Source organism: Chitinophaga varians (assembly GCF_014529945.1).
Classification (GTDB): Bacteria; Bacteroidota; Bacteroidia; order Chitinophagales; family Chitinophagaceae; genus Chitinophaga; species Chitinophaga varians.
In genome coordinates this window covers 411,170-423,045 of the sequence record NZ_JACVFB010000005.1, presented here as the reverse complement: position 1 = coordinate 423,045, position 11,876 = coordinate 411,170, and the positions used below count along the sequence as shown (strand labels likewise).

The 11,876-nt window shown below is 47.9% G+C and carries 9 protein-coding genes; 3 read left to right on the top strand and 6 right to left on the bottom strand.

Features of this window, described 5'->3' with window-relative positions; genetic code table 11:
- Window positions 1-193: 193 nt before the first annotated feature.
- The gene (locus ICL55_RS25190) at window positions 194-1,840 is read left to right on the top strand and encodes a UxaA family hydrolase (RefSeq protein ID WP_188102673.1); all 1,647 of its coding nucleotides are present in this window, start codon (window positions 194-196) and stop codon (window positions 1,838-1,840) included.
- A 250-nt stretch (window positions 1,841-2,090) separates the two neighbouring features.
- On the opposite strand, the gene ICL55_RS25185 is transcribed toward ICL55_RS25190, so the two are convergent.
- From ICL55_RS25185 to ICL55_RS25165, 5 genes are read right to left on the bottom strand one after another with little or no spacing between them, the layout of a single operon-like run.
- Window positions 2,091-3,377 carry an MFS transporter gene (locus tag ICL55_RS25185; RefSeq protein WP_188102671.1) on the bottom strand — a complete coding sequence of 429 codons (1,287 nt, stop codon included), beginning with the start codon at window positions 3,375-3,377 and terminating at the stop codon, window positions 2,091-2,093.
- A 36-nt stretch (window positions 3,378-3,413) separates the two neighbouring features.
- On the bottom strand, window positions 3,414-4,076 hold the full coding sequence (locus ICL55_RS25180; RefSeq protein WP_188102668.1) for a beta/alpha barrel domain-containing protein: 663 nt from the start codon (window positions 4,074-4,076) through the stop codon (window positions 3,414-3,416).
- Window positions 4,077-4,079: 3 nt separating this feature from the next.
- Entirely contained in the window at window positions 4,080-5,078 is a 999-nt protein-coding gene (locus ICL55_RS25175) for a sugar kinase (protein WP_188102666.1), read from the bottom strand.
- On the bottom strand, window positions 5,079-6,473 hold the full coding sequence (gene uxaC, locus ICL55_RS25170) for a glucuronate isomerase (RefSeq protein ID WP_188102664.1): 1,395 nt from the start codon (window positions 6,471-6,473) through the stop codon (window positions 5,079-5,081). It lies immediately after the preceding gene.
- 10 nt (window positions 6,474-6,483) lie between these two features.
- Window positions 6,484-7,974, bottom strand: a complete 1,491-nt coding sequence (locus tag ICL55_RS25165; RefSeq protein WP_188102662.1) for a tagaturonate reductase — start codon at window positions 7,972-7,974, stop codon at window positions 6,484-6,486.
- 201 nt (window positions 7,975-8,175) lie between these two features.
- On the opposite strand from ICL55_RS25165, the gene mnmA reads away from it, so the two are divergent.
- Together mnmA and ICL55_RS25155 are read left to right on the top strand one after the other, a co-directional pair.
- On the top strand, window positions 8,176-9,288 hold the full coding sequence (gene mnmA / locus ICL55_RS25160; RefSeq protein WP_188102659.1) for a tRNA 2-thiouridine(34) synthase MnmA: 1,113 nt from the start codon (window positions 8,176-8,178) through the stop codon (window positions 9,286-9,288).
- 79 nt (window positions 9,289-9,367) lie between these two features.
- Window positions 9,368-9,910, top strand: a complete 543-nt coding sequence (locus tag ICL55_RS25155; RefSeq protein WP_188102657.1) for a GNAT family N-acetyltransferase — start codon at window positions 9,368-9,370, stop codon at window positions 9,908-9,910.
- Between the two features lie 8 nt (window positions 9,911-9,918).
- Here the strand turns inward: ICL55_RS25155 and ICL55_RS25150 are convergent, their stop codons facing one another.
- Window positions 9,919-11,874, bottom strand: coding sequence for an ATP-binding protein (locus ICL55_RS25150; RefSeq protein ID WP_188102654.1), 1,956 nt, complete (start codon window positions 11,872-11,874; stop codon window positions 9,919-9,921).
- Between the last annotated feature and the right edge of the window lie 2 nt (window positions 11,875-11,876).

Here is an 11,876-nt window from a genome sequence, read left to right as displayed (position 1 = left end):
AGGTTATGATTAAAAAACATCAGTGAAAAAACACGTGATTTTTTAACCATCCATCAGCTCACGGGAAATGATAAATCATTCGTAACTTGCTACCATCAAACGTTACAGCGTGTCAGGCAAATAGTCAAAATCTTATCAAGGATTAACATTATAGTATTAACAGCCGGTAACGTTATTTACTACTTTAGCTTTTATGAACACTTACTTACAAATTCATCCGAGTGATAATGTGCTGGTGGCCCTTCAAGATATCCCCGCCGGTACCAATATATCATTTAACGGCCAAGACATACAGCTTCAGCAAAATATTTCTGCGAAACATAAATTCCTGATCAACGATATCGACGGCAACGCTCCCATTACCATGTACGGCGTACTGGTAGGGAAGTCTACCCGTCCGCTGAAAAAAGGGGAAAGCATTACCACCGACAACATTATACACGATGCCAATGCTTTCCATGAAAAAGACGGCGCCATCCAATGGCAGGCGCCCGATATCAGCAAATGGAAAGATGCTACTTTTATGGGCTACCAACGTGAAGACGGACAGGTAGGTACCCGTAACTACTGGCTCGTTATTCCACTGGTTTTCTGTGAAAACAGAAATGTGGGCATGATTAAAACAGCATTTGAAAAAGGGCTGGGATTTGCGCCGGCAGAGGTTTACAACGAACAGGTGCAGGACCTCGTGTCCCTCTACAAAAGCGGTAACATAGACGCGGTTAAACAATACGAAGCAGGCAATGTAACGGAAACGGCTAAACGTAATGTTATATTCCCGAATATCGATGGTATCAAGTTTCTCACCCACGAAGGTGGCTGCGGCGGTACCCGTCAGGATTCAGATGCGCTGTGCGCCCTGCTGGCCGGGTACATCCACCACTCCAACGTGGCGGGAGCTACCATCCTGAGCCTGGGTTGTCAGCATGCACAGGTGTCTATCCTCCAGGAAGCACTGAAAAAACTGAACCCGCAATTCAATAAACCAGTGCTGGTGTACGAGCAACAAAAAAGCGCTTCTGAATTTGCGATGTTATCAGCTGCCATCAAGGACACTTTCCTGGCACTGATTGAAGCCAACAAACAGCCACGCCAGCCCAGCCCGCTGTCCAAACTGGTCATAGGTCTGGAATGCGGCGGCTCCGACGGCTTCTCCGGTATTTCTGCCAATCCTGCGGTAGGCCATACCTCCGATCTGCTCGTTGCACTCGGCGGTACTTCTATCCTCTCCGAATTCCCGGAACTGTGCGGCGTGGAACAGGAGCTGATCAACCGCTGCGTGACGGAAGAAATCTCCGATAAATTCATCCGGATCATGCGGGCTTATGAAACTCAGGCCCAGTCAGTAGGCTCCGGTTTTTATATGAACCCGTCCCCCGGCAATATCAAAGACGGTCTTATTACCGACGCGATCAAGTCTGCCGGCGCTGCTAAAAAAGGCGGTACCTCACCGGTAACTGACGTGCTCGACTATACGGAGTATGTCACCAAACCAGGCCTTAACCTGTTATGCACACCGGGCAACGACGTGGAGTCCACCTCCGCGGAAGTAGGTTCCGGCGCCAATATTGTGCTGTTTACCACCGGCCTCGGCACCCCTACCGGCAACCCGATCGCTCCTGTGGTGAAACTGGCCACCAACACTAAACTGGCCACCCGGATGAAAGATATCATCGATATCAATACCGGCACCATCATCAGCGGAGAACACAGCATCGCTGAAATGGGCGAACAAATCCTCGATTACGTCATCAAAGCTGCCAGCGGCGAGGTACATACCAAAGCCGAACAACTGAACCAGGATGACTTTATTCCGTGGAAAAGAGGGGTGTCATTATAATCCCCGCCCCCAGGGTGGAAGCCCCGGGCTACGTTCTGAACAATCAGCGCAGACACTGCATTACTAATTCGCTTATTTCTGAGAATGTCATAATAAAAAGGCCGTCTGAATATTCAGACGGCCTTCCTGTTTTATTGCATTTTAGTTGTGTTAAAATGTATCGCTCTACCACACTATTATCACTAATATTCCCCGCATCAGAAGCATCCGCACAGCGTAGCTCAGGGCTTTAGCCCTGGAACTCCGGGCATCATAATTTCACCTGTTCCATTTTTGGTGCAAAGAAATGCATCACGGTCCAGGCCAGCAGATAAGCCACGCCACACATCACAAAGAGAATGTTATAGCCAATGCCGATATTGCCCAGCACCTTATAATGCTCCAGCATAGAGCCAATCACAATGGGGAACAACGTGCCACCGATAGAACCGGCCATCCCGCCGATACCTACCACAGAGCTCACGGCACGTTTAGGGAACATGTCCGAAGCCGTAGTGAAGATGGTGGCAGACCAGGCCTGGTGCGCCGCAGTAGCAAGGCTGATCAATGCAATCGCTATCCACAGGTTGTTGATATACTGGATCAATACAATCGGCGCCACGCACAATGCGAATATCAGCATCGATACTTTACGGGCTTTGAAAATAGGCCAGCCGCTTTTGATCAGGTGGGAAGATAACCATCCGCCACCGATACTGCCGAAGCTGGTCACAGAGTAGATAATGATAATAGGCAGACCCAGATTGGCTTTCAGGTCAACGTGGAAAATGGATTCCAGATATCCCGGCAGCCAGAAAAGGAAGAACCACCATACAGGATCGGTGAGCAGTTTACCAAACACAAAAGCCCATGTCTGTCTGATGCCCAGCAGTCTTCCCCATTTTACTGGTTGAGGTGCCGCTTCTTCTACTTCCTGGTCAGAGTGGATATGATCGAATTCTGCTTTGCCCAGCCGTTTCTGGCGGGAAGGGATCTCATAATAAAGCCACCATAATACCAGCCAGACGAAGCCAATGGCGCCGGTCCAGAAGAAAGCATGGCGCCAGCCATGGTTGCGGGCGAGCCAGTATACCATTACCGGACCAACAACAGCTGCAATATTGGAGCCGCTGTTAAAAATACCGGTAGCGAGGGCACGCTCTTTTTTAGGAAACCATTCGGCGGTAGCTTTGATGGCGGCCGGAAAATTGCCCGCTTCACTCACGCCCAGGACAGAACGCACAATGCCAAAACCCATGGTAGAGCGCACCAGCGAATGCGCCATCGCGGAAAGACTCCACACAACGATAGAAATGCTGTATCCGTTTTTGGACCCCATTTTGTCTACCAATCGTCCAAAAAACAGTAAACCGATGGAATAGGCCGCAGAGAAAATCATGACCAGGTTACTATAATCCTGCTCCGTCCAGTTGAATTCACCGGAGAGGTCACTTTTCAGCAAACCCAGCACCTGCCTGTCAATATAGTTAATCGTGGTAGCTACAAAGAGAAGTGCGCACACACGCCAGCGATAGTTACCTAAAGTTGTGGAATTCATTATGGCTGATTTGGAAATTTATAAGTTGGCTTTAATTTACGCCTTGTCGTCGAGAAATGCAAACGTTTGCACAATTTTCTCTTTCAGCGATGCCCAGTCACGGCTGTCAATCAGGGATTTAGCGAGCAGGTTACTACCCATCCCTACGCAAACAACACCGGCATCAAACCAGGCGTTCATACTCACGCGGGTAGGCTCTACGCCACCGGTAGGCATAAATTTCAGGTTCGGGAACAGCGGCTTAATGGCTTTTACATAAGCCGGCCCTAACACGTTGCCGGGAAACAGTTTCACCAGCCGGGCTTCATTTTTTTCTGCCACGGCTATTTCGGTAGGCGTCATACAGCCCGGTATCCACAGGATCTGCTGTGAACGGCAGTAAGCACCCGTTTCGGGATCTGTGATCGGACACACGATGAAATCGGCTCCCAGTTGGGTATATGCTGCGGCGGCAGCGGCATCTTTGATAGTACCGATACCCAGGTAGAGATCAGGCATCTTAGCCCGCTTCAGCTCCAGCAGCCGGGAGAAATTCTGCTGCGCCTGCGCTCCCCTGCTGGTAAATTCAAATACGCGGAGACCGCCGTCATAACAAGCTTGCAGCACTTCGCAGCAAACATCGGCATCATCATGATAAAATACGGGGATAATACCGCTCTGCTCAAACGCAGCAATAATGGTTTCCGGGTGTGGTGCCATAGATTACATCAATTTTATAATATCCTCGTAAGAGGTGGTGTTAAAATCTCCTTTCACAAAAAACTTGGAATAAGCGGCGGCGGCGGCATATGAGATGATACCCTGATCGTCCCTTCCTTCCAGCTGGGCATGGATAAGCCCGGCCATAAAACAGTCGCCGCTACCTACGCGGTCCACTACTTCACGTGTTTCATATTCTTTTGAAATACTGGCCTGCCCGTTATGATAATAGAAAGTATAATACTGTGCATGGGTAGCGTCTTTGCTGAAACGGAAAGTAAAAGCGACCCGCTTGCAGCGTGGATACCGTGCGGTAATCTCTACTGCTACCTTCATGGCCTGCTCCAGATATGCTTCTTTGGTATCTGCTTCCAGCGCAGCGGCGTCCAATGTGGTAGCCAGCATGGTGTTGGCTGCCCAGATGTTGCCCATCACTACATCACAATAAGCCACCAGCTCAGGCATCACTTCATGCGGTTGCTTTCCGTATTGCCATAGTTTGCTGCGGTAGTTAAGATCGGTGGAAATCGTCATTCCTTTGCGGGTAGCGGCTTCCAGCACTTCTTTACAGATAACGGCCGCATCAGGGTTCAACGCGGGACTGATAGCGCTCCAGTGAAACCATTCCGCATCGCCCAGCAGCTCGTCCCAGTTAACAGTTCCCGGTATTATCTGACTAAAAGAAGAATATTTGCGGTCATACACCACCTCCGCATGTTTCAGGTCACTGCCCTGCGCCAGATAATAAATACCAATACGGTCACCGCCCCACAACATACGGTCGGTCGTAATGCCTCTGTGGTTCAGCTGCCGCAGCACCTCCCGGGAAAAACCGTTTTCCGGCACTTTACTGATATAGGCCACGGGTGTGCCCCAGCGTCCCAATGCGGCGGCCACATTGGCTTCTGCGCCACCAACAAAAATAGCAGCACTATGGTTGCCCAGGTCGGGCGACAGGCGCAGCAATAGTTCTCCGAAAGTGATAACTTTTACAGACTTCATCTAAAAATCAAAATATGCTTTTGCGTTGTGGTAACAAATATCCTGGACCATTTTCCCTAACCATGGAATGTCGTTGGGGAGTTCACCGTTTTCCACATCACGACCAATGAGATTGCACAAAATACGACGAAAATATTCATGGCGGGGAAAAGATAGAAAACTCCGGGAATCTGTCAGCATACCTACAAAACGGCTCAGCAGCCCCATATTGCTCAGGGTATTGATTTGTTTCTCCATCCCGTCTTTCTGGTCGAGGAACCACCAGCCAGACCCAAACTGGATCTTGCCGGGCACCGTACCATCCTGGAAGTTACCGGCCATCGTGGCAAATACTTCATTCCAGGCGGGATTGAGATTATAGATAACGGTCTTGGCCAGTTTGTTTTTCTTATCCAGTGCATCGAAGAAAGCACTCATGGCCGAGGCCATGCTCCAGTCGCCGATGGAGTCCACACCGGCGTCTGCACCTAACTGCTGTAACAGCCGGGAATTGTTATTCCGGATAGCGCCGGCATGGAATTGCTGCGCCCAGCCCCGTTCATGGTTCCATTCGCAGATCTGCAGCAGCATAGCGGTTTTGAACTGCTCGCTCTCATAAGGAGTAGCCGCCTGATGACCACGGGCGTTGAGGAAAATAGTATCCAGCTCCTGCAGTGTATACGGGGCAAAGCTGAAGGTGGTGATGCCATGGTCGCTCAACCGGCCACCGGCTTCATGGAAATAGGTATGACGCGCTTGCAGCGCCTCCACGAGGTCACGATAGGAACGGATGTCACGATTGGTGACAGCCCCCAGTTTATCCACAAAAGCATTGAACGCTGCCGGCGTATCTACGGCCATTGCTTTATCCGGCCGGAAGGTAGGCAGCACGCGGGTGCCGAAAGGCTTATTGGCCACCGCTTTATGATGCTCCAGTGAATCGGTGGGATCATCGGTGGTACATACTACTTCCACCCTGAAATGTTGCAGTAATTGTTGGGTGGAAAGCTGTGGCAGTCTCGCATTGCCGGCGTCCCATATCTTTTCGGCAGTCGCCTCGCTCAGCAGATCGGTGATGCCGAAAGGGTTTTTCAGCTCCATGTGCGACCAGTGGTACAGCGGATTACGCATGGTATATGGCGTGGTAGCTGCCCAGTGACGGAATTTGGTGAAGTCGTCCGCGCTGCCGGTGATATACGTTTCTGCCACACCGTTGGCCCGCATAGCGCGCCACTTGTAGTGATCGCCGCGCAGCCATATATCGGTCATATTCTTAAAGACCTTGTTCTGTGCAATTTCATCGGGAGGCAGATGATTATGATAGTCAATCACCGGCATCGATTGCGCATAATCAAAATATAATCGTTTAGCCGTTTCTGTTTGCAGTAAAAAATCTTCCGTCAGAAATCCCTTCATATACTAATGATTAATTTTTTGGTTGCTGGAGTTGTGTAATATCCTTCACACTGGTCATCAGCGTTTTCAGGTAGCCTGCCACTGTTTCGGTGAACTGTGGAATAGCGGCCAGATTAGACTCCCAGAGCCTTTCATCGGCACATACCTGCTCTGCCAGTTGCTGAGGCGAAGTATATGCGTCCCAGTACGCAGCAAAAATGGCGATGTTATCATCCGTGATCTGATATTCTTCTTCGTTCCGTGTACCGAAGTATTTGCCATCTTCCACGCGGGTGGGCTTCAGGAACAACAGCATCGCGGCAAAGCCAAGGCACATGCCTTTCGGCAGCGTCTTAAACTGATCGAAGTAACGGGTCAGTGTACGTACGTTGCGGGCATTCATCTTCGAGCTTTCCTGGAAGGTGATGCTGATCAGTTTATGCGCGATGAACGGATTCGAAAAACGGTCCAGCACGTCCTGCGCAAAGCTGGCTGCCTGTGGACAGGTTTGTTCAATGGTAGGCAGTATCTCCCGAAGGACCACTTCCTGGAAGAACTGACGCATATAATCGTCCTGCATACATTCATATACGGTGTTCAGTCCGGAGAGGTAGGCCAGCGGTACGGCGGCGGTGTGGCTGCCATTGAGCAGCCGCAGTTTCTGTTCCCGGAAAGGCACGATGCTGGGGGTGATCAGCATCCGTTCATCTGCTTTATGGAAGCCCAGTACAGACTGTACGTGGGCATCTCCTTCGATGGCCCACAACAGGAAAGGCTCCACTTCTATCCACAATTTGTCGGTATAACCCGCTTTTTCTTCCTGCTCCGCCAGATTGCGGGGCTTACCCGGTACGATCCTGTCTACCAGCGAGTTACAGAAATGATTTTCCGTTTCAATCCATTGCACAAAAGCGGCCGGCATCTCGTTGTATGCCGCCAGCTTCAATACGATTTCCTTCAATAAACGTCCATTGTCCACCACGAGTTCAGTAGGAACGATCACAAAGCCGGTGTTGCTGCTGCCACGGAAGTATTCATACCGCTCTTTCAGTACCGCCAGCAGTTTACCCGGAAAAGAAGCCGGCGCGTTGTCCCCGATTTTCTCCGGTACATATTGTATCCCCACTTCTGTGGTGTTAGAAATAATCGTCTGCATCGCCGGTTGCCTTACGGCTGCCAGCACTTCTCCCCAATCTGCATTCGATTGCAAAACCCGGCTAATAGAAGAATTGATCAGGAGCTGGTCAACCAGCTCTCCCTGTGCGATACCTTTGATATGCGTGGTATACAGGTTATCCTGGCTGGAGAATTCGCTGGTATCGCCATCGGTGGATTTCACCACCACGATGCGGCCTTCGTAGCAGCCGCTGCGGTTGCCCTGGTCCACCAGATAATCTACCAACCCGCGTAACAAAACACCGGTACCAAACTGTAATATCTTCTCCGGAAAATGAAAGGTTTTTTCATTAACGCCGGAATTTGCATGATTTAATACATACTCTTTGTTCAATATGTGTAGCATCAGGTCTAAATTAGGCTAAATAGATACTTAATCCAATAAATATATAATCTTGCTGTTACAAATTATAGTGTGTGGACAAATATTAGCTAAAACCGGGTAAAATGCTATCAAGCTCATAAGTAGCCTCAATAGCGGCATTAATTCTATCAATAGGCGGTTGCCCGGAAAATCAGTAATTTTGCATCCTTAAACTTTAAAAAAATGAGCAAGCATGGTAAAGTGCTGGTGGCCATGAGCGGCGGTATCGATAGTACCGTTACAGCGCTGATGTTGCATGAGCAGGGCTATGAAGTGGTGGGTATCACCATGAAAACCTGGGATTATGCTTCTGCCGGTGCCAGTAAAAAGGAAACCGGCTGCTGTAACCTCGACTCATTCAATGATGCCCGCGCTGCCGCGGTGCATCACGGATTTCCGCACTTCGTGCTGGATATCCGCGATGAATTCGGGGACTTTGTCATCAATAACTTCGTAGACGAATATATTGCCGGTCGCACCCCCAATCCGTGCGTACTGTGCAATACACATATCAAATGGCGCGCCCTCATGAAACGGGCCGATGCCATGGACTGTGATTTTATTGCCACCGGACACTACGGCCAGATCCGGCGTCATGACAACGACCGAATGGTTATCAGCAAAGGAATCGACGAAACAAAAGATCAGAGCTATGTACTGTGGGGCATCCAGCAGGACGTCCTCGCCCGTACCATCCTTCCCCTCGGGAAGTACCGGAAAACGGAAATCAGGCAGATGGCCTTCGACTTCGGTTATCCCGAACTGGCTAAAAAAGCAGAAAGCTATGAGATCTGCTTCGTGCCCGATAACGACTACCGCGGATTCCTCAAACGGAAAGTAGAAGGACTGGAAGAAAGAGTGAACGGCGGCAACTTCGTGCTGGCCGACGGCACCATCGTGGGTAAACACAAAGGTTACCCCTTCTATACCATCGGACAACGCAAAGGTCTTGATATCGCCCTCGGACGCCCGGTATTTGTCACCGAAATCATCCCGGAAACCAATACCATCGTACTCGGCAACGAAGACGAACTGCAGAAAAATGAAATGTTCGTGAGCGGCCTCAACATGGGTAAATATGAAACTATCCCCGAAGGCATGGAAGCCATCACTAAAATCCGCTACAAAGATCCAGGCGCCCTGAGCATCCTGCACAATGAAGAAGGCAAAGTGAAAGTCAACTTCTTTGAGCACGTAAAAGGTATCGCACCTGGACAATCAGCCGTTTTCTATGAAGGCGATGATGTGATCGGTGGTGGTATCATCCAGCGTGGCCCCATTTCACTGCACCAATAAATCTTATACACTATAAACATATAAGAGCGGGAACCATCCCGCTCTTTTTTTGTATTTTAGAGAGATAACCACCGATTGTATGCATCCGTTACCCAACATATTTCCCCAACTGCACACTCCCCGCCTGGACCTTGTAGAGCTACAGCCCTGGCATGCTGCCGATCTGCTGGAACTTTTCAGCGATCCCCTCGTGACGCAATACTACCACGTGATGCCGCTCAAAACGGAACTGGACGCGGAAAGAGTCATCTCCTATTTCTATCATCGATTTAAAGACCACCTGGGTATCCGTTGGGGTATCACCCTTCAGGGACAGTCAAAACTCATCGGTACCATCGGCTTTAACAGTTTTCCACAACTGCACCGCGGCGTGATCGTTTACGCCCTCGCACACGCCTATTGGGGCCAGGGATACATGACCGAAGCCATCCTCGAACTGGTGCGCTACGGCTTCCGCGAACTGGAACTCAGTCGCATAGAGGCAGAAGTCATGCCCGCCAATATTTCCTCCGAAAGAGTGCTGCTGAAGAACGGCTTCCGGCAGGAAGGCACGCTCAAAAAATGGATGGAATGGGAAGGAAGATTGTTTGATATTAATATGTGGGCGTTAGTGCGGGAATGAATACAATTTTATTTAATATGCTTGATTTCTTCTACTTCTTTAACAAATCTATCCATTCGTTCTAAACCAACCGTCTGTTCCAGCTGTGCGGAAATAGCATAAATCCTTTTTTCATCTTTATTAACAATTGCTATATAATATAGTGAAAGTTGATGCAAAGACTGCATTCGTTCTTTTATAAAACTATTATTCTCAAAGAAGTCTATCACCATTTCAAAGTGATTGGCACATAGCAAAAATTGAATTAATGCAAGAATGAGGCCTTTGGCCCCGACCGTTATTTTATCATGATTCAAACTAAGAAGTTTTGAAAGACTTTTCACCATATCAAACAGCTCTTCATTGTCAGCCTCATATAAGTACTTTAAGATGTTATGAGATGCCAATATTAATCCTGTAATAAAAAACAGACTTGATACATTCTCATTACGTTCATTGATCTTAAGCCATTGCTTAGCAGAATATACAACGTAATCCACGTCAGCCTTTATTAAATATGCCAATATTTTATCACGGTTTTTTTCTTTAGTCAGATCAAAGTTCTTTACAATCTCAAAGGCTTTTCTTCCATTTTTCTTTCTTACCTCTTGGTCGAAGGCAATCAACAAATCCTCATCTTTAACTATTATATTCTTTGAAAGATGGGATGGGATATTGTTCTTCAACAATAATTTTGTATCAGTCTTGATATTCTCAAAAAAGGAATAAGTCAATCCATATATCTCTAACGTATTATCATTCAACAATCCTCTTTTGGCCTTCCTAACATAATCTTTAATCCTCCTCTCTATTTCACCTTTTTCACACCATGCCTCCAGAAACTTCACCAACCATATTACCTTATTCCGGTCCATTTTCCGACCATAACGCATCAAATACCAGATATTAAAGAAACGCTCCTTCAACTGGTACTGATGGTTTTTGGTTTTAGTCCGGTACTTTTCTATCACCTGGTTTTTCTCCAGTTGCCTCAATTGGGCTGATATTACTTTACTTTCCAACCTAATCGCCTTTGTCAAGTCTTTCACTTCTATCGGTTCCCAATGTAATGCTACAGCATCAACGATTTTCTGTTGCTGCGGTGGAAGGTCATCCATTCTATGTTTATATAAGGGCGTTACAGCATCCAAAATATTTTCCAGATCACTTAATGCGTTACCATGTTCATTGTCTACGAACACCTTAAATAACAAAACAACTGTTCTGGGAATTCCGCCTGATAAAGTATTTAACGTTGCTACACGTTCCGGCATTTGAGCAAGTATCCGTTCTATCTTTTCTTCTTCATGATGAACAACACCTAGCTTACGCAATAGTATCGTCGCTTCTTCATCAGTAAGGCTGTTTAATCGTATGATTTTAAAAAACTCATGCAGAGGTTGATCGTAATCAACGACATAGTGTAGTATCGTTGGAGAACCCGCTACCAGCCTAATGTGTGGAAATGTCTGCAATACCTCCCGTAGACGCCTGATTTCGTTGATGTCGAACTTATCAAACAGCTGACCAATGTTATCAATCAGCAGCAAGATTCTATCCTGCTGTCGTTGATCCAGATATTTGATCAATATTCTGAAAGTAGCTTCCTCATAATCATCCCGGTGAATATGCTTCCTTATTTCTCCCGTAATATCTTCGAAACCATGATAATCTTCAAGATATTCCGCAATACGTTCCCATAAGTTCCCCAGCTCTCCAATATTATACTGCTCTTCTCCAAACATCACCGGGATCACCCGTCTGGATAATACAGGGTCATCTTCCACAGCATATTTCAGCCGTAGCAGCATACTGGTTTTCCCTGCCCCTCGTGGACCCACGATCATGTAATGCTGTTCGGGTACAATCATTTTATCCGTGCTGATCTCCCGAAACATATCATCAAATATGCGGGTACGGATAACAAATTCGTCCAAAAACGCAGGTTTGTCCTTTTTGTCAGGATTATATAAGAAGATGCTCATAA

What these genes read in the sequence shown, in the direction of transcription:
- ICL55_RS25190 (WP_188102673.1), top strand. Translation starts at nt 194, where the DNA reads ATGAACACTTACTTACAAATTCATCCGAGTGATAATGTGCTGGTGGCC.
- ICL55_RS25185 (WP_188102671.1), bottom strand. Translation starts at nt 3,377, where the DNA reads ATGAATTCCACAACTTTAGGTAACTATCGCTGGCGTGTGTGCGCACTT.
- ICL55_RS25180 (WP_188102668.1), bottom strand. Translation starts at nt 4,076, where the DNA reads ATGGCACCACACCCGGAAACCATTATTGCTGCGTTTGAGCAGAGCGGT.
- ICL55_RS25175 (WP_188102666.1), bottom strand. Translation starts at nt 5,078, where the DNA reads ATGAAGTCTGTAAAAGTTATCACTTTCGGAGAACTATTGCTGCGCCTG.
- uxaC (WP_188102664.1), bottom strand. Translation starts at nt 6,473, where the DNA reads ATGAAGGGATTTCTGACGGAAGATTTTTTACTGCAAACAGAAACGGCT.
- ICL55_RS25165 (WP_188102662.1), bottom strand. Translation starts at nt 7,974, where the DNA reads ATGCTACACATATTGAACAAAGAGTATGTATTAAATCATGCAAATTCC.
- mnmA (WP_188102659.1), top strand. Translation starts at nt 8,176, where the DNA reads ATGAGCAAGCATGGTAAAGTGCTGGTGGCCATGAGCGGCGGTATCGAT.
- ICL55_RS25155 (WP_188102657.1), top strand. Translation starts at nt 9,368, where the DNA reads ATGCATCCGTTACCCAACATATTTCCCCAACTGCACACTCCCCGCCTG.
- ICL55_RS25150 (WP_188102654.1), bottom strand. Translation starts at nt 11,874, where the DNA reads ATGAGCATCTTCTTATATAATCCTGACAAAAAGGACAAACCTGCGTTT.